Raw genomic sequence first — 16,812 nt, 5'->3', positions numbered from 1 at the left:
ACTTGGCCCCTGGCAACTGGTTTTGCTGATCACGAACGTGGCGAAGTTCACGCAATCCGCAGAAACGGAACTAATGGTTTCGACCGTACGTCCCTATCTCGTGCAGTCGGTTGGGCAATGTCGATCAGGTGCGGGAATGGAAGGCAAGTTCCGGGTATGCGTGAAACGCCCGATGCGGGTCGCAAGCGGATCGACCTGAGCGTCCCGCAGGTCGCGGGCAGCGCGCTGGCGGCGGTCGTGGCGGCCAAACTGGCCTCGTACTTCGGGGTGTACGGCACGATCCTCGGCGCGGGAGTAGTCAGCATCGTCGCCTCCTGCGGGGGCACGCTGTTCCAGCACTTCTTCAAGCGGACCGGGGAGCAGCTGAAGGAGGCGACGGTCGCGGCCCGTCCCAGGGAACAGCTGCCCGAAGGTCGCGGGCCGTCGCCCGGCGGGGCGCAAGTGTCACCGGCGCCGGGCGAGTTCACCGAGGGTACGGTCTACCGCGCGCGGGTGAGGAGCCGGCGCCGGCCGGTGGCCGTGGCCGCCCTCGTGTTCGGGGTGACGATGGCCGGGGTCACGACGTACGAGCTGGTGTCCGGAAACAGCTTCAGCGGCGGCACGGGTACCACGGTCAGCGACGCGGTCACCTTCCGGGGCTCGTCCTCCCCGACGACCGACTCCCCTGCCAAGTCCGATGAGTCACCGGATCCTTCGGGCGCGCCGTCCCACCGGCACGCACCCGACCCCGACGCCGGCAGCGGTACGACCCACAGTGCGCCCCCGACGCCCGGCGGCTCCCCGAGCGGGGAGCCGAGCGACGGCCCGAGCCCGTCGCCGGCCCCCACGCGCAGCGGCTCCGCCGCGACGCCTACGCCCCCAGAACCCTCCGCAAGTAGTCGTTCTGGAACAGCCGTTCCGGGTCAAGGCGGTCCCTCAGCGCAGTGAACTCGCCGAAGCGCGGGTACACACGCGCGAAGTACTCGGCGTCCCCGGTGTGCACCTTGCCCCAGTGCGGCCGGCCCTCGTGCGCGGTGAAGATCCGCTCGGCGGCGGTGAAGTAGGCCTGGTGCGGCGTGCCCCGGAACATGTGGACGGCTATGTAGGCGCTGTCCCGCCCGGAGGCGGTGGACAGGGTGATGTCGTCGGCCGGGGCGGTGCGCACCTCCACCGGGAAGCTGACGCGCAGCCCCGAGCGCTCGACCATGGCCTTCAGTTCGCGCAGCGTCTCCGCCAGGGCCGCGCGCGGGACGGCGTACTCCATCTCCACGAAGCGCACCCGGCGCGGCGAGGTGAACACCTTGTACGGGATGTCCGTGTACGTCCGCGCGGACAGGGCCTTGCTGGAGACCTGCGCGATGGCCGGGACGGTCGCGGGGACGGCACGGCCGACCCACTGGGCCACCTGGAAGACGCCGTTGGACAGGAACTCGTCCTCGAACCAGCCGGCCAGCTGCCCCACGGGCTGCTCGGGACCGGCGCTGCGGTTGTTCCGCTTGGTGTTGGTGTTGCCGGTGTGCGGGAACCAGTAGAACTCGAAGTGCTCGTTCTCCGCCCACAGTTGATCGAACTCGGCGAGGACCCGCTCGAAGGGCATCGGTTCCTCGCGCGCGGTGAGCAGGAACAGCGGCTCCACGGCGAAGGTGATCGCCGTGATGATGCCGAGGGCGCCGAGGCCTATGCGGGCGGCCGCGAAGACCGCGCGTTCTTCGGCGGACCCCTTCTCCGAGCAGGTGAGCACCGAGCCGTCGGCCGTGACGAGTTCGAGCCCCGTGATCTGGGCGGCGATGGAGGCGGACTCCCGGCCCGTGCCGTGCGTGCCGGTGCTGGTGGCTCCGGAGACGGTCTGCTCCATGATGTCGCCCATGTTGGTGAGCGACAGACCCTCGCGCGCCAGCGCCGCATTGAGTCGCTTGAGCGGGGTGCCGGCCTCGACCGTGACGGTCATGGCTTCCCGGTCAATGTTGCGGATGCCGGTCAACAGTTGAGGGCGGATCAACACGCCGTCGGTGGCGGCGATCGACGTGAACGAGTGGCCGGTGCCGACCGCCTTCACCTTCAGACCGTCCTCGGCGGCCCGGCGCACCGCCGCGGCCAGCTCCTCGACCGACGCCGGCGCGACCTGCCGGGCGGGCCGGGCGGTGACGTTCCCGCCCCAGTTACGCCAGGTGCCGTTCTTCCCGTTCGCCGTGCTGCTCAACGGTGCCTCCCCGACCCGCGGCCGGCCTGCGCAGCCGGCGGTACCCGAGGAAACCGGCCGCGACCGCGGCGGCCCCGGACACGGCCGGAACCCCGTACCCGGCCCGCGCCCCGGCCGCGTCGATGACCCAGCCGGCCACGGACGAGCCGAGCGCAACCCCGACCGCGAGGCCGGTGCTCACCCAGGTCATACCCTCGGTGAGCTTCGCGCGAGGTACGTGCTCTTCGATGAGGGACATCGTCGTGATCATCGTCGGTGCGATGGACAGCCCCGCAACGAACAGCGCCACGGCCAGAAGCGGCAGGTTTCCGACCAGTAGGAGGGGGATCATACTCACGGCCATGGCTGCCACGCCCAGTAGCCAGCGGCGTTCCGGTGCCCCGGCGAACCGCAGCAGCCCGAAGACCGCTCCGGCCACACAGGAGCCGGCCGCGTAGAGCGCCAGCACGACGCTGGCCGCGCCCTTGTGGCCGCGCTCGTCGGCGAAGGCGACGGTGACCACGTCCACCGACCCGAAGATCGCGCCGGTCGCCATGAACGTGGCGACCAGAACCTGCAGCCCCGCCGAGCGCAGTGCCGTACCGCCGCCGTGGTGCTCGCGCGGGTGCGGCTCCGGCTCGGTGGCGCGCTGGGCGGTGAGCCAGAAGACGCCGGTGGCCAGGAAGCAGGCGGCGAGCAGCGGCCCGGCCTCCGGGAACCAGGCCGTGGACAGCCCGATGGAGATGATCGGGCCGAAGATGAAGCAGATCTCGTCGACGACCGACTCGAACGAGTAGGCGGTGTGCAGCTTCTCGGTGCCCCGGTACAGCGCCGCCCAGCGGGCCCGGATCATCGCGCCCAGGCTCGGCACCGAGCCGATCCCGGCCGCGCACACGAACAGCACCCAGTCCGGCCACTTCAAGTGCGCGGCGAGCAGCAGCCCGGCCGCCGCCGTGAGCGCCACCAGGGTCGCGGGGCGCAGCACCCGGCGCTGTCCGTGCTGGTCGACCAGCCGGGATACCTGCGGCCCGATCGCCGCGGCGGCCAGCGCGATGGTGGCCGAGAGCGCGCCCGCGAGCCCGTACCGCCCGGTCAGCTGCGAGATCATGGTGACCACGCCGATGCCCATCATCGACAGCGGCATCCGCCCGAGGAATCCCGCGGCGGAGAAGCCCTTGGTGCCGGGTATGGCGAACAGGGCTCTGTAGGGGCTGGGCACGTGGTCTCCGGAGCGATGCGTAAGGCGCGAATGCGGCTGATACAGCTTACGAGTGAGGTGACCCTCATGACACCCCGGGTGACCGAGGAATGACGGAGGGAAAAACCGGTCTAAACCCACTGGAACCCGACTCGTCACCCTGCTGTTCCCCGGCTGTCAGAGGCGGGTGGCAGGATCGAGACATGCCAGACGCGCTCGATGCCACCCCGTACGACGCCCTGCTCCTGCTCTCCTTCGGCGGCCCCGAAGGCCCGGACGACGTGGTCCCCTTCCTGGAGAACGTCACGCGCGGGCGCGGCATCCCGAAGGAACGCCTGAAGGAAGTCGGGCAGCACTACTTCCTGTTCGGCGGGGTCAGCCCCATCAACGACCAGAACCGCGCCCTGCTGGACGCCCTGCGCAAGGACTTCGCCGACCACGGCCTGGACCTGCCGGTCTACTGGGGCAACCGCAACTGGGCGCCGTATCTGACGGACACCCTGCGGGAGATGGCCGCCGACGGCCGCCGCCGCATCCTCGTGCTCGCCACCAGCGCCTACGCCTCCTACTCGGGCTGCCGTCAGTACCGCGAGAACCTCGCCGACGCGCTGGCCACGCTCCAGGCCGAGGGCCTCGAACTGCCGAGGATCGACAAGCTGCGGCACTACTTCAACCACCCCGGCTTCGTCGAGCCCATGATCGACGGGGTGCTGCGTTCCCTCGCCGACCTCCCCGAGGACGTCCGCGCGGGCGCCCACCTCGCCTTCACCACGCACTCCATCCCGACCTCCGCCGCCGACAGCTCCGGCCCCGTCGAGACCCACGGGGAGGGCGGTGCCTACGTCGAGCAGCATCTGGACGTGGCCGAGCTGATCGCCGACGCCGTCCGCGAGCGCACCGGGATCGACCACCCCTGGCGACTGGTCTACCAGTCCCGCTCCGGCGCCCCGCACATCCCGTGGCTGGAGCCGGACATCTGCGACCACCTGGAGGAGGCGCACGCCCAGGGCGTCCCCGCCGTCGTCATGGCGCCCATCGGCTTCGTCTCCGACCACATGGAGGTCCTCTACGACCTCGACACCGAGGCCACGGCCAAGGCCGGCGAACTGGGCCTGCCCGTGCGCCGCTCGGCCACCGTGGGCGCCGACCCGCGGTTCGCCGCAGCCGTCCGCGAGCTGATCACCGAGCGCGCCGCCGTGGAGCGCGGCCAGGAGGTCACCCCGTGCGCCCTGGGTGCCCTCGGCCCGTCCCACCACCTCTGCCCGGTCGGCTGCTGCCCGGCCCGCGCCCCCCACCCGGCCGCCGCCGGCGCCGACAGCCCCTACGCGTGAGGAGACCCGTGACCGACCCCCTGCACCGGGAACTGCTCGAACTGGCCCTGGAGACCGCCCGCCGGGCCGGGGAACTGCTGCGGGACGGCCGCCCGGCTGACCTGGCCGTGGCGAAGACCAAGTCCAGCCCGATCGACGTCGTCACCGAGATGGACATCGCGGCGGAGAAGCTGATCACCGACCTGATCTCCGGTCGGCGGCCCGACGACGGCTTCCTCGGCGAGGAGGGCGCCTCCAGCGAGGGCACCAGCGGCATCCGCTGGGTGATCGACCCGCTCGACGGCACCGTGAACTACCTCTACGGGCTGCCGACCTGGGCGGTGTCCATCGCCGCCGAGCAGGAGGGCGAGACGGTCGCCGCAGTCGTCGCCGCTCCGGTGCGCGGCGAGACGTACCACGCCGTGCGCGGAGGCGGCGCGTGGGCGACGGGCGCCTGGGAGGGCGAGCGGGCGCTCGCCTGCCGGCCCGCGCCCCCGCTGGACCAGGCACTGGTGTCCACCGGCTTCAACTACGTGACCGAGGTCCGCGCCCATCAGGCCGAGGTGGCCGCCCGGCTGATCCCGCTGCTGCGGGACATCCGGCGCAGCGGGTCGGCCGCGGTCGACCTGTGCGACGTGGCCTGCGGTCGGCTCGACGGGTACTACGAGCGGGGGCTCAACGCGTGGGACTTCGCCGCGGGGGATCTGATCGCCCGGGAGGCGGGTGCGCTGGTCGGCGGGCGGCCGGGGGAGGGGCCCTCCCGGGGTCTGACCGTCGCCGGGTCGCCGGGGGTGTTTGAACCGCTGCAGGGGCTGCTGGAGGAGCTCGGGGCGTGGCACGACTGAGCGCGGTCGGCCCCGGCCGATGAAGCACGAGATGAACGCAAAGGGACCCCGGCGCTGGATTCGCCGGGGTCCCCTCTTGCGCTGTCGGGCCGATCAGACGCGTGACGCGCCGACCTCCACACCGTGTTCGGCGGCGAGGCGTCGCAGGTCGTCGAGCTCTGCCTGCTCCACTTCGACGAGGAAGTCGTCACCCTCGTCACGAGCCCGCGACAGGTCGGACTCGGTCGCCCTTATGCGCTGCAGAAGTCCTGCGGTGAAAGCGTCCATGCTGCGCCCCCTCGTCCTGGGTCGTGGGTCGGTGGCACGGGGGTGTGCCGGTTGGGAAAGGGGCGATCACGTCTCTCACAGGTGCCCAGCGCTGCCCTGCCGGGCGGCGACGGTGCCGGACACCCGCGTCCACTCCGCCGAAGCGGACCGCCATGTACCGCATGGTGCTGCGGCACATGCAGAGTGTGATCGCGGGGTGTAAAGCCGTCCTCCCCCCGCTCCCTTCCCCGGAAACCTCAACCGGAGGAGAAAATCTCGTATTCCTGCCCCGGGGCGCGGATCCGTGCGGCCCACAACCCGCCTTACAGCCGACTTACGGCCGAAAAGGGCAGGATGGAGGTCACACCCTACGAAGACCCCTGCCCGCACGCGTCCATGGCGCGCTACGCGGGTGGACATGAGGAAGGACAAGCGACGTGCGCGTACTCGTCGTCGAGGACGAGCAGCTGCTCGCCGATGCGGTGGCCACCGGACTGCGCCGGGAGGCCATGGCCGTCGACGTCGTGTACGACGGTGCGGCCGCCCTGGAGCGCATCGGCGTCAACGACTACGACGTGGTCGTCCTAGACCGCGACCTCCCGCTCGTGCACGGCGACGACGTCTGCCGCAAGATCGTCGAGCTGGGCATGGCCACCCGCGTGCTGATGCTGACGGCCTCCGGCGACGTCAGTGACCGTGTCGAGGGCCTGGAGATCGGCGCCGACGACTATCTGCCCAAGCCCTTCGCGTTCAGCGAGCTGATCGCGCGCGTGCGCGCCCTCGGCCGCCGGACGAGCGTGCCCCTGCCGCCGGTCCTGGAGCGCGCCGGGATCAAGCTGGACCCCAACCGTCGCGAGGTCTTCCGCGAGGGCAAGGAGATCCAGCTCGCGCCCAAGGAGTTCGCGGTGCTGGAGGTGCTCATGCGCAGTGAGGGCACGGTCGTCTCGGCCGAGCAGCTGCTGGAGAAGGCCTGGGACGAGAACACGGACCCGTTCACCAACGTCGTGCGCGTCACCGTGATGACCCTGCGCCGCAAGCTCGGCGAGCCACCGGTGATCGTCACGGTCCCCGGCTCGGGCTACCGGATCTGATCCGCCATGGCCGCGACACCCGCGCCGGCGCAGGCGCCACCGAAGCCCACCTGGGACCCCCGCAGACCACAGGCCCCGTTCCCGTGGCTGCGCCCCACCATCCGGATACGGCTCACGCTGCTGTACGGCGGCATGTTCCTGATCGCCGGCATCCTGCTGCTGTCGATCATCTACCTGCTCGCCGCGCAGGCCATCAGCACCGGCAACCAGCCCCTGTTCAAGATCGTCAGCGGTACGTCGATACGGGTCTCCAGCGACAACTGCCCCGCGATCAACACCACCAGCCTGCCGCTGTCGGACTTCAACGACGCGATCGCCCACTGCGTGGACCAGCAGCGCCAGACGGCCCTGGACGACCTGCTCAGCCGCTCGCTGCTGGCCCTGCTGGGCCTCGCCGTGATCGCCTTCGCGTTCGGCTACGCGATGGCCGGCCGGGTGCTGTCCCCGCTCGGCCGGATCACCCGCACCGCCCGTCAGGTGGCCGGCTCCGACCTGTCCCGGCGGATCGAGCTGGACGGCCCGGACGACGAGCTGAAGGAGCTGGCGGACACCTTCGACGACATGCTGGAGCGGCTGCAGCGGGCCTTCACCGCCCAGCAGCGCTTCGTCGGCAACGCCTCCCACGAGCTGCGCACCCCGCTCGCGATCAACAGAACGCTCCTCGAAGTACACCTGTCGGATCCGAACGCCCCGGTGGAGCTGCAACAGCTCGGCAAGACGCTGCTGGCCACCAATGAACGCAGCGAGCAGCTGGTGGAGGGCCTGCTGCTGCTCGCCCGCAGCGACAACCAGATCGTCGAGCGCAAGCCGGTCGACCTGGCCGAGGTGGCCACCCAGGCCATCGACCAGGCGCACGGTGAGGCCGAGGTCAAGGGCGTGAAGATCCGAGGTGAGCGCAGGCCCGCCGTGGTGCAGGGCAACGGCGTCCTGCTGGAGCGGATCGCGCTGAACCTGGTCCAGAACGCGGTGCGGTACAACGTGAGCGAAGATGGCTGGGTCGAGGTGGCCACCGAGGTCCAGCACGGGCAGGCGGTGCTGACGGTCACGAACACCGGGCCGGTGGTGCCGGCGTACGAGATCGACAACCTCTTCGAGCCGTTCAGGCGGCTCCGCACGGAGCGCACGGGCAGCGACAAGGGTGTCGGACTCGGCCTGTCCATCGCCCGGTCCGTGGCCCGCGCGCACGGCGGCCATATCGTGGCGCAGCCGCGCGAGGGCGGCGGCCTGGTGATGCGGGTCACCTTGCCGCTGTGATGTGCGACCGGGCCGTCAAGACAGGAGACGGAACACACGCGAGGGATGTTCGCTTCGCGCGGAATTTTTCAGCCGCCGAATGAGCTTCCTGTTGTGGGATCGATCACAAAGACGGATTTTCGGCCATGTACTCTCCGTGATCACGAAACATGACAGAAAGCCGGGAAAGTCCTGGTTTTCAGGGGTCTTGATCACGGGAAGTACACGGTGAGGCGCCTTTGAGGTGCGACATTCGAACCGTGTACGGTCCTCACCGCCATCCAAGTCGATCACTCTTGAGGGGTCGGGTTGGGTGTCGATTGAGTAACAGACCTTGATGTGAGGCAAAATCTCCGCCTCAGGTCGGGCACAAGTCCGGCCTCTCACGCGTTACGTGCGCTGGAGACACCGCAGACACCCAGAGGGGGAGAGCGATATGGCAACCGATTACGACACTCCACGCAAGACCGACGACGACGTCGACTCGGACAGTCTCGAAGAGCTGAAGGCTCGGCGGAACGACAAGTCCACCTCGGCGGTGGACGTCGACGAGTTCGAGGCCGCCGAAGGCCTCGAACTGCCCGGCGCCGACCTGTCGAACGAGGAGCTGGCCGTCCGGGTGCTGCCCAAGCAGCAGGACGAGTTCACCTGCATGAGCTGCTTCCTGGTGCACCACCGCAGCCAGCTGGCCCGTGAGAAGAACGGTCAGCCGATCTGCCGCGACTGCGACTGAGGTCGGGTCGGCCATGACTGGCTCGACCCCTCCAAGGAAGCGCCGCTTCTCCCTGGGGAAAGCGGACGAAGGGCCGTCCGACGACCCGCACAGCGCGCGTGACGACGAACGGGGCTCACCGGGAGCGGTGGCCCCGTTCGAACCGGCGATCGACCGGGCCGACCACCCGGAGCCGGTGCAGCAACCCGCGCCCGTCGCCCGGCCGGGAGTCCCCCCAGCTCGAACGGAGCTGAGAGCTTGGGGGAAGGCCGCGGCGGTGCGTGACAAAGCCCGGGACCTGGCCCGGGAAGGGGTGCGCAGGGGCGGCAGCCGGGCCCGCGCGGGGCTGTCCTACCTCGCGGACCGGATCATCGACATCGCCCCGCGTATCCCCGTACGCGACCTCGCGACCCTGCGCAGGCAGTTCCCGGACCTCGGGCCCGAAGAGCTCGCCGACAAGCTCGTCGCGGGCGCGGCGGCCGGGACGTCGACGATAGGAGCCGGGATCGGGGCCGCGGCCATGCTGCCGGTGCCGCCCGCCATGCCGACCGAACTGGCCGCGGAGATCACCGGGGTCGCCGCGATCGAGCTGAAGCTCGTCGCCGAACTCCACGAGGTCTACGGCGTACGACCGCCGGGAAACCTCAAGACCCGCAGTACCGCGTATCTGTCCTCCTGGTCCGGGGAGCGCGGGATCGACGTGATGAAGCCGTCGACGTACGACACGGCCCTCGGCGGCCACATGAAGCGCGAACTGCGCCAGCAGATCATGAAGCGCGTGGTCCGGGACCTGCCCAACCTCATGCCGTTCATGGTGGGCGCGGCGGTCGGTGCGGTCATGAACCGCCGGGACACCAGGAAACTCGCCGCCCACGTCCGGGCCGACCTGCGCAAGATCCAGGTTCCCTGGGAGGACCTGGCGGAGCTGCCGCCGCTGGAGAAGCCGGCGGAGCCCTTGCAGCTGCGCGACTTCCCCGAAGAGGCCGAAGAGGCCGAGGAGACCTAGGCGTTCGCCGTGCGGGCCGCCTCGATCGCCGCCGCCAGCCGCTCCGGCTCCCGCGTCGACAGATACAGGTACGGCGTCGGGTCGTCCGGGTCCGTGACCTCCACCTTCAGCGCCGTGGGGATGTAGGCGCGCAGCAGCAGGAACGCGCGGGTGTCGGCCTTGTACGTCCGCCAGGCGCGGGCCTCCTCCGCGTCCAGCACCTCCGCCTTGCCCAGCGCCGACACCGGGATCTTCGCCTCGCCCGCGATGAGTGAGTCACCCACGACACGGATCCGCAGCGAGCCGTACGCACTGGCGACCACCGCCGCCGCGGCCGTACCGCCGACCAGGCCGCCGAGCAGCGGCAGGGTGCCGAACGGGAGCAGGATCAGGGCGAACGAGACACCCACGAGAAAGCTGATCAGCCACCATGAGCGGGGGGTGGTCAGGCGTTCTTCGTACGGGGTGGCGGAGAGCTGCATGGGGCCAAGCTTGGCACGGGATCCTGATATCTCCGACGCGCGGGTAAGGTCTGCGGCTGTGAGTGGTAGTTCCGCACGTCTTCAGCCTCCCGCCGACGCGGTGAAACCGGTACGGCACCCCGACGCACCCGCGCCCGGGGAACTCCTCGGTGCCCACTACGAACACTGTTTCGGTTGTGGCCCCGGGCAGCCGCACGGACTGCACATGGAGGCCCGGGCCGGCAAGGGTGTGTCGCTGACCGCCGAGTTCACCGTCCAGCCCGCCCACCAGGGCGCCCCGGGCCTCGCGCACGGCGGAGTGCTCACCACGGCCCTCGACGAGACCCTCGGCTCGCTGAACTGGCTGCTGCGCACCATCGCCGTCACCGGCCGCCTGGAGACCGACTTCGTACGGCCCGTCCCCCTGGGCACCACGCTGTACTTGGAGGCCGAGGTCACCGCCGTCGCCGGGCGGAAGATCTACTCCACCGCCACCGGACGCATCGGCGCCCCCGACGGGCCCGTCGCCGTCCGCGCCGACGCCCTCTTCATCGAGGTCAAGGTCGACCACTTCATCGACCACGGCCGCACGGAGGAGATCCAGGCCGCGATGAGCGACCCGGACCAGATCCGGCGCGCCCGCGCCTTCGAGGTGAACCCGTGAGCCCTCTCGACGTACTCCTCCGCCGAGTCGACCCGGACGTACCCATTCCGGCGTACGAGCACCCCGGGGACGCCGGAGCCGATCTGCGCACCACCGAGGCGTGCGAACTGAAGCCCGGCGAGCGGGCCGTACTGCCCACGGGGGTGTCGATCGCGCTGCCCGAGGGGTACGCGGCCTTCGTGCATCCACGCTCCGGCCTCGCCGCACGCTGCGGTGTCGCCCTCGTGAATGCCCCGGGGACGGTTGATGCCGGGTACCGTGGGGAGATCAAGGTGATCGTGGTGAATCTCGACCCGCGCGACAGCGTGCGGTTCGAGCGCTTCGACCGGATTGCCCAACTGGTCGTCCAGCAGGTCGAGAGGGTCCGCTTCCAGGAGGTGGCGGAACTTCCCGGCTCGGCGCGGGCCGAAGGGGGCTTCGGGTCCACCGGTGGCCATGCCGCGGTGGGCGACGAGGGCGGCACAAGCGGTCGGGCCGTCGATGGCGGTCCGACGGGTGGGAATCGATACGCTTCGGTCGTATCCGACCGGGAAGGACAGTGACGTGTTCGGACGTCGCAACAAGAAGGGTGCCGCCGAGGACGCGGCCGGCGAGGCCGAGCAGGTCGTCGACAGCGTCGACACCGAGGCGGACGAGGAAGAGGCCGAGCGCGAGCGCGTCCGGCTGGAGCCCGGGCCCCGGCCCGACGGGCCCTGGGACAGCGAAGAGGTGCGCGATGCGGCCGAGGGCCGCGTGGACCTCGGCGGGATGTTCGTCCCGGGCGTGGACGGGATGGAGCTGCGGGTCGAGGTCGCCGGTGACGCGATCGTCGCCGCGACCGTCGTGCTGCGCGACAGCGCCATCCAGCTCCAGGCGTTCGCCGCGCCCAAGCGCGAGGGCATCTGGGGTGAGGTCCGCGAGGAGATCGGCTCCGGTATCACCCAGCAGGGTGGCATCGTCGACGAGGTCGAGGGCCCGCTCGGCTGGGAGTTGCGCGCCCAGGTGCCGGTGCAGCTGCCCGACGGCACCGGCGGCTTCCAGGTCGTACGGTTCGTCGGTGTGGACGGCCCGCGCTGGTTCCTGCGCGGTGTGATCTCCGGCCAGGGTGCCGTGCAGCCGCAGGCCGCGGGTCTGCTGGAGCAGATCTTCCGCGACACGGTCGTGGTCCGCGGCGAGGGCCCGATGGCGCCCCGCGACCCGATCGTCCTCAAGCTGCCCAACGACGCGCAGATGGTCCCCGAGGGCATCCAGCAGGAGGAGGGCTCGCGCTTCTCCGGCGGCATGGGGCAGCTCCAGCGGGGACCGGAGATCACGGAAGTCCGCTGACGGCTTCAGCAGCGATACACGGGCCGTGCCTTCGAGGGCGCGGCCCGTCTTTGCGGGGGCGCGCCGGTGGGGGCGCCCCAAGTGGCCGGGTGCGGGTCCGTTGCGGTCGCTCACGCGGTTCCCCGCGCCCCTTCGGCGCCGTCCGCACCGTTGTCCGGCCGTGCGGTGCCCGGTGATACCGGCGCCCGGTCGACGGGGAGGCGCTATGGGCGGGGCCGGATCGGGTTCGTCTTTCAGTCCTTCGGGCTCATTCCGATCCTCACCGCGGCCGAGTACGTCGGCGTACCGCTGCGGCTGCGCCGGGCCGACCCGCGCGAGCGTGAGGAACGCGTCGAGCTGCTGCTCTCCCTGGTCGGGCCGGCCGGTCACGCGGGGCTGCGATCAGGTGAGCTGTCCGGCGGACACCAGCTGGGGGTGCCCCCAGGCCATTAAGGCACTGGGGGAGGGTTGCCATCGCGCGTGGCCTCGCCAACCACCCGGCCCTGCTCATCGCCGACGAGCCGACCGGGCAGCTCGACGCCGAGACCGGGCACGCCGTCATGGAGCTGCTGCGGGCCGTCGTCCGCAGCCCTCGGCCGGCCTCGGCGGAGTCGGGCGGACCGCCGGCCGCCCTGGTCGCCACGCGCGACGCGGCTGTGTTGGACCTGGCCGACCGGGTGCTGGAACTGCGGGACGGGGAGCTCGTCGAGCACTGAACCGGCAGGCGCGGCACAGGGGCATCCACCAGGGCGTACGGCTCATCAGAGTTACGTCAAAGTTGCCCGCTGCCCACCCTCCTGTCCCTATTGCCGCAATTGTTGGCCGTAAGGTCGACGCTGCGTACGCAGCAGTCACGGGAAGACAATGGGGCCATGGCACGCGGCAAGCTTCGGATCTACCTCGGTGCGGCACCTGGTGTGGGCAAGACCTACGCCATGCTCTCCGAGGCGCACCGCCGCGTGGAGCGGGGCACCGACTGCGTCGTGGGCTTCGTCGAGCACCATGACCGGCCGCGTACCGAGGTGATGCTGCACGGTCTGGAACAGGTGCCGCGCAAGCGGCTGGAGTACCGGGACACCGTCTTCAGCGAGATGGACATCGACGCCGTACTGCGCCGGGCCCCCGCCGTCGCCCTGGTGGACGAACTCGCCCACACCAACATCCCCGGCTCGCGCAACGCCAAGCGCTGGCAGGACGTCGAGGAACTGCTCGCCGCGGGCATCGACGTGATCTCCACCGTCAACATCCAGCACCTGGAGTCACTCGGCGACGTCGTCGAGTCGATCACGGGGATACGGCAGCAGGAGACCGTGCCGGACGAGGTGGTACGGCGGGCCGACCAGATCGAGCTGGTCGACATGTCGCCCCAGGCGCTGCGCCGCCGCATGGCGCACGGCAACATCTACCAGCCGGACAAGGTCGACGCGGCCCTGTCCAACTACTTCCGCCCCGGGAATCTGACCGCGCTGCGCGAGCTGGCGCTGCTGTGGGTGGCCGACCGGGTCGACGAGTACCTGAACGCCTACCGCAGCGAGCACCGGGTCTCCAGGATCTGGGGCTCCCGCGAGCGGATCGTGGTCGGGCTGACCGGCGGCCCCGAGGGCCGCACTCTGATACGGCGTGCCGCGCGGCTGGCCGAGAAGGGCGCCGGCGGCGAGGTGCTCGCCGTCTACATAGCCCGCAGCGACGGCCTGACCTCGGCCTCCCCGAAGGAGCTGGCCGTCCAGCGCACCCTCGTGGAGGATCTCGGCGGCACCTTCCACCATGTCGTCGGCGACGACATACCGGCCGCCCTGCTGGACTTCGCGCGCGGTGTCAACGCCACCCAGATCGTGCTCGGCTCCTCGCGCCGCAAGGCCTGGCAGTACGTCCTGGGGCCCGGCGTCGGCTCCACGGTCGCCCGCGAGTCGGGACCCGACCTCGACGTCCACATCGTGACCCACGAGGAGGTCGCCAAGGGACGCGGACTGCCCGTCGCCAGGGGCGCCCGGCTCGGCCGGTCCCGGATCATCTCGGGCTGGCTGGCCGGGCTCGGCGGCCCGGTCGCGCTGGTGGTGCTGCTGAACGCCGTCGACGTCGGCCTCGCCAACGACATGCTGCTGTTCCTGACCGTCACGGTCGCGGCGGCCCTGCTCGGCGGCCTGCTGCCCGCGCTGGCCTCGGTGGCCTTCGGCTCGCTGCTGCTGAACTACTACTACACACCGCCGCTGCACAAGTGGACGATCGCCGACCCGAAGAACATCGTGGCCATAGCGATCTTCCTGTGCGTCGCCGTGTCGGTGGCCTCGGTGGTGGACCTCGCGGCCCGGCGCACCCATCAGGCGGCCAGGCTGCGCGCCGAGTCGGAGATCCTCTCCTTTCTCGCCGGGAACGTGCTGCGCGGGGAGACCAGCCTGGAGGAGCTGCTGGAGCGGGTCCGGGAGACCTTCGCGATGGAGTCGGCCGCGCTGCTGGAGCGGGCGAGCGACGTCGAGCCGTGGACCTGCGCCGGGCGCGCCGGGTTCGGGCGCCCGCTGGAGCGGCCCGAGGACGCCGACGTCGACATGCCCGTCGGGGACCACATGGCGCTCGCGCTCACCGGCCGGGTGCTGCCCGCCGAGGACCGCCGGGTGCTCGCCGCCTTCGCCGCGCAGGCCGCCGTCGCCCTGGACCGCCGGCGCCTGCAGGAGGAGGCCGACCAGGCCCGCGCGCTCGCCGAGGGCAACCGCATCCGCACGGCCCTGCTGGCCGCCGTCAGCCACGATCTGCGCACCCCTCTGGCCGGCATCAAGGCCGCCGTCTCCTCGCTGCGCTCCGACGACGTGGCCTGGTCCGAGGAGGACCAGGCGGAGCTGCTGCAGGGCATCGAGGAGGGCGCCGACCGGCTGGACCACCTCGTCGGCAACCTGCTCGACATGTCCCGCCTGCAGACCGGCACGGTCACCCCGCTGATCCGCGAGATCGACCTGGACGAGGTGGTGCCGATGGCCCTGGGCGGCGTGCCCGAGGACAGTGTCGAACTGGACATCCCCGAGACGCTGCCGATGGTCGAGGTCGACCCCGGGCTGCTGGAGCGGTCCGTGGCCAACCTGGTGGAGAACGCCGTCAAGTACAGCCCGCGCGGGCGGCCCGTGCTGGTCTCCGCCAGCGCCATCGCCGACCGCGTCGAGGTGCGCATCGTGGACCGCGGGCCGGGCGTGCCGGACGAGGCGAAGGACAGGATATTCGAGCCCTTCCAGCGGTACGGTGACGCTCCTCGCGGTGCCGGGGTGGGACTCGGACTCGCGGTCGCCCGGGGCTTCGCCGAGGCCATGGGCGGCACCCTCAACGCCGAGGACACACCAGGTGGCGGACTCACCATGGTCCTCAGCCTCCGCGCGGCAGGATCGCATCCCGAGCCGTTTCCGGCGGGGGAGCACATCGCAGAGCCTCCCGTCGGGGAGGACATCGCAGAACCAGAAAGGCAGACCCTATGACCCGGGTCCTCGTGGTCGACGACGAGCCGCAGATCGTGCGCGCCCTCGTGATCAACCTCAAGGCGCGCAAGTACGAGGTCGACGCGGCCCCCGACGGCAGGACCGCCCTCGAACTCGCCGCCTCCCGCCACCCCGACGCGGTCGTGCTCGACCTGGGTCTGCCCGACATGGACGGCGTCGAGGTGATCAAGGGGCTGCGCGGCTGGACGCGCGTGCCCATCCTGGTGCTGTCCGCCCGGCACTCCTCCGACGAGAAGGTGGAGGCGCTCGACGCGGGCGCCGACGACTACGTCACCAAGCCCTTCGGCATGGACGAGCTGCTGGCCCGGCTGCGGGCCGCCGTGCGCCGGGCCGAGCCGGTCGGGCCCGGCGAGGACAACCTGACGACCGTCGAGACCGAGGGCTTCACCGTCGACCTGGCCGCCAAGAAGGTCAACCGCGCCGGCAAGGACGTCCGGCTCACCCCGACCGAGTGGCATCTGCTGGAGGTGCTGGTCCGCAACACCGGCCGGCTGGTCAGCCAGAAGCAGCTGCTGCAGGAGGTGTGGGGGCCGTCGTACGGCACCGAGACGAACTACCTGCGCGTGTACATGGCCCAGCTGCGCCGCAAGCTGGAGACGGACCCGTCGCACCCGAAGCACTTCATCACCGAGCCGGGGATGGGATACCGGTTCGAGAAGTGACCGGCGGACCGGGGCTCGGTGCGGCGGAGGAGCCCGGAAGTGAGCTGGACTACGGTGCCGTCGGTGCGCCCCGGTACGCTTCAGGTATGAGTGCTGTTCCTCGTTCCGAAAAGCCGGCCGGCCGGTTCCGGCGCATGCTCGACCGGCTCTCCTCGTCGCAGGAGGACCTGGAGTCCGAGGAACTGCGCGAGGACGCCGAGACGGCGGGCTGCACGAAGATCGGTGACTGCCACGACCGGCAGATCGTCACCGTAACTGGTACCTTGCGCACGGTCACCTTGCGACCGCGCGCCGGGGTCCCGGCCCTGGAGGCCGAGCTGTTCGACGGCTCCGCCGCGCTGGACGTGGTGTGGCTCGGCAGGCGTTCCATCGTGGGCATCGAACCGGGGCGCAAGCTGATCGCTTCGGGCCGGATCTCGATGAGCCGGGGCCGCCGCGTGCTGTTCAACCCGAAATACGAACTGCGACCCCTTGGACGGGAGTAGCC

At 70.9% G+C, this 16,812-nt stretch carries 17 protein-coding genes and 1 pseudogene; 14 read left to right on the top strand and 4 right to left on the bottom strand.

What is annotated here, in order from left to right:
- Positions 1-156 precede the first annotated feature (156 nt).
- Positions 157-927 (top strand): hypothetical protein, encoded by a 771-nt coding sequence (locus AB5L52_RS11730; protein WP_369363830.1) that lies wholly within the window; start codon positions 157-159, stop codon positions 925-927.
- Here AB5L52_RS11730 and AB5L52_RS11725 read toward each other — a convergent pair.
- The gene (locus AB5L52_RS11725; RefSeq protein WP_369363828.1) at positions 851-2,179 is read right to left on the bottom strand and encodes a D-arabinono-1,4-lactone oxidase; all 1,329 of its coding nucleotides are present in this window, start codon (positions 2,177-2,179) and stop codon (positions 851-853) included. The two genes, AB5L52_RS11730 and AB5L52_RS11725, sit on opposite strands and share 77 nt — an antisense overlap.
- Positions 2,139-3,377, bottom strand: a complete 1,239-nt coding sequence (locus AB5L52_RS11720; protein WP_351015969.1) for an MFS transporter — start codon at positions 3,375-3,377, stop codon at positions 2,139-2,141. The genes AB5L52_RS11725 and AB5L52_RS11720 overlap by 41 nt, the downstream gene beginning before the upstream one ends.
- Positions 3,378-3,559: 182 nt before the next feature.
- Between AB5L52_RS11720 and AB5L52_RS11715 the strand changes: the two genes are divergently transcribed.
- Both AB5L52_RS11715 and AB5L52_RS11710 read left to right on the top strand, forming a co-directional pair.
- On the top strand, positions 3,560-4,687 hold the full coding sequence (locus AB5L52_RS11715) for a ferrochelatase (protein ID WP_351015966.1): 1,128 nt from the start codon (positions 3,560-3,562) through the stop codon (positions 4,685-4,687).
- A gap of 8 nt (positions 4,688-4,695) precedes the next feature.
- Complete coding sequence (locus AB5L52_RS11710) at positions 4,696-5,511, top strand: inositol monophosphatase family protein (protein ID WP_351015963.1); 816 nt, start codon at positions 4,696-4,698, stop codon at positions 5,509-5,511.
- A 93-nt stretch (positions 5,512-5,604) separates the two neighbouring features.
- On the opposite strand, the gene AB5L52_RS11705 is transcribed toward AB5L52_RS11710, so the two are convergent.
- A complete protein-coding gene (locus tag AB5L52_RS11705; protein ID WP_023546087.1) occupies positions 5,605-5,778 on the bottom strand; it encodes a hypothetical protein in 174 nt (57 codons plus the stop codon).
- A 416-nt stretch (positions 5,779-6,194) separates the two neighbouring features.
- Between AB5L52_RS11705 and AB5L52_RS11700 the strand changes: the two genes are divergently transcribed.
- The 4 genes from AB5L52_RS11700 (at position 6,195) to AB5L52_RS11685 (ending at position 9,799) form a co-directional block, all read left to right on the top strand.
- A complete protein-coding gene (locus AB5L52_RS11700; protein WP_351015959.1) occupies positions 6,195-6,848 on the top strand; it encodes a response regulator transcription factor in 654 nt (217 codons plus the stop codon).
- A gap of 6 nt (positions 6,849-6,854) precedes the next feature.
- A complete protein-coding gene (locus AB5L52_RS11695; protein WP_351015956.1) occupies positions 6,855-8,102 on the top strand; it encodes a HAMP domain-containing sensor histidine kinase in 1,248 nt (415 codons plus the stop codon).
- Positions 8,103-8,517: 415 nt separating this feature from the next.
- Positions 8,518-8,814, top strand: a complete 297-nt coding sequence (locus tag AB5L52_RS11690; RefSeq protein ID WP_005481602.1) for a DUF4193 domain-containing protein — start codon at positions 8,518-8,520, stop codon at positions 8,812-8,814.
- A 13-nt stretch (positions 8,815-8,827) separates the two neighbouring features.
- A complete protein-coding gene (locus AB5L52_RS11685) occupies positions 8,828-9,799 on the top strand; it encodes a hypothetical protein (protein ID WP_369363820.1) in 972 nt (323 codons plus the stop codon).
- Here the strand turns inward: AB5L52_RS11685 and AB5L52_RS11680 are convergent.
- Positions 9,796-10,260: a DUF3093 domain-containing protein gene (locus tag AB5L52_RS11680; RefSeq protein WP_369363819.1), complete on the bottom strand. Its 465-nt coding sequence runs from the start codon at positions 10,258-10,260 to the stop codon at positions 9,796-9,798. The genes AB5L52_RS11685 and AB5L52_RS11680 overlap by 4 nt on opposite strands.
- A gap of 58 nt (positions 10,261-10,318) precedes the next feature.
- Between AB5L52_RS11680 and AB5L52_RS11675 the strand changes: the two genes are divergently transcribed.
- From AB5L52_RS11675 to AB5L52_RS11645, 7 genes and pseudogenes are all read left to right on the top strand, one after another.
- On the top strand, positions 10,319-10,903 hold the full coding sequence (locus tag AB5L52_RS11675) for a PaaI family thioesterase (protein ID WP_369363818.1): 585 nt from the start codon (positions 10,319-10,321) through the stop codon (positions 10,901-10,903).
- A complete protein-coding gene (gene dut / locus AB5L52_RS11670; RefSeq protein WP_351015943.1) occupies positions 10,900-11,445 on the top strand; it encodes a dUTP diphosphatase in 546 nt (181 codons plus the stop codon). The genes AB5L52_RS11675 and dut overlap by 4 nt, the downstream gene beginning before the upstream one ends.
- A gap of 1 nt (position 11,446) precedes the next feature.
- Positions 11,447-12,208 carry a DUF3710 domain-containing protein gene (locus AB5L52_RS11665; RefSeq protein WP_351015940.1) on the top strand — a complete coding sequence of 254 codons (762 nt, stop codon included), beginning with the start codon at positions 11,447-11,449 and terminating at the stop codon, positions 12,206-12,208.
- Positions 12,209-12,424: 216 nt separating this feature from the next.
- Positions 12,425-12,903: pseudogene (locus tag AB5L52_RS11660) on the top strand (ATP-binding cassette domain-containing protein); the annotation flags it as partial.
- A 156-nt stretch (positions 12,904-13,059) separates the two neighbouring features.
- Complete coding sequence (locus AB5L52_RS11655) at positions 13,060-15,642, top strand: sensor histidine kinase KdpD (protein ID WP_351015937.1); 2,583 nt, start codon at positions 13,060-13,062, stop codon at positions 15,640-15,642.
- Positions 15,639-16,325 carry a response regulator gene (locus AB5L52_RS11650; RefSeq protein WP_369363816.1) on the top strand — a complete coding sequence of 229 codons (687 nt, stop codon included), beginning with the start codon at positions 15,639-15,641 and terminating at the stop codon, positions 16,323-16,325. Before AB5L52_RS11655 ends, AB5L52_RS11650 begins: the two co-directional genes overlap by 4 nt.
- An 86-nt stretch (positions 16,326-16,411) precedes the next feature.
- Positions 16,412-16,810: an OB-fold nucleic acid binding domain-containing protein gene (locus AB5L52_RS11645; protein ID WP_076095565.1), complete on the top strand. Its 399-nt coding sequence runs from the start codon at positions 16,412-16,414 to the stop codon at positions 16,808-16,810.
- Positions 16,811-16,812 lie beyond the last annotated feature (2 nt).

The organism is Streptomyces sp. CG4, from assembly GCF_041080655.1.
Lineage (GTDB): Bacteria > Actinomycetota > Actinomycetes > Streptomycetales > Streptomycetaceae > Streptomyces.
The sequence above is the reverse complement of the archived record's forward strand: the minus strand, read 5'-3'. Positions and strand labels throughout refer to the sequence as shown.

Coding starts and splice junctions, on each gene's coding strand:
- AB5L52_RS11730 (WP_369363830.1), top strand. CDS start 157: ATGCGTGAAACGCCCGATGCGGGTCGCAAGCGGATCGACCTGAGCGTC.
- AB5L52_RS11715 (WP_351015966.1), top strand. CDS start 3,560: ATGCCAGACGCGCTCGATGCCACCCCGTACGACGCCCTGCTCCTGCTC.
- AB5L52_RS11705 (WP_023546087.1), bottom strand. CDS start 5,778: ATGGACGCTTTCACCGCAGGACTTCTGCAGCGCATAAGGGCGACCGAG.
- AB5L52_RS11695 (WP_351015956.1), top strand. CDS start 6,855: ATGGCCGCGACACCCGCGCCGGCGCAGGCGCCACCGAAGCCCACCTGG.
- AB5L52_RS11690 (WP_005481602.1), top strand. CDS start 8,518: ATGGCAACCGATTACGACACTCCACGCAAGACCGACGACGACGTCGAC.
- AB5L52_RS11685 (WP_369363820.1), top strand. CDS start 8,828: ATGACTGGCTCGACCCCTCCAAGGAAGCGCCGCTTCTCCCTGGGGAAA.
- AB5L52_RS11680 (WP_369363819.1), bottom strand. CDS start 10,260: ATGCAGCTCTCCGCCACCCCGTACGAAGAACGCCTGACCACCCCCCGC.
- AB5L52_RS11655 (WP_351015937.1), top strand. CDS start 13,060: ATGGCACGCGGCAAGCTTCGGATCTACCTCGGTGCGGCACCTGGTGTG.
- AB5L52_RS11650 (WP_369363816.1), top strand. CDS start 15,639: ATGACCCGGGTCCTCGTGGTCGACGACGAGCCGCAGATCGTGCGCGCC.
- AB5L52_RS11645 (WP_076095565.1), top strand. CDS start 16,412: ATGAGTGCTGTTCCTCGTTCCGAAAAGCCGGCCGGCCGGTTCCGGCGC.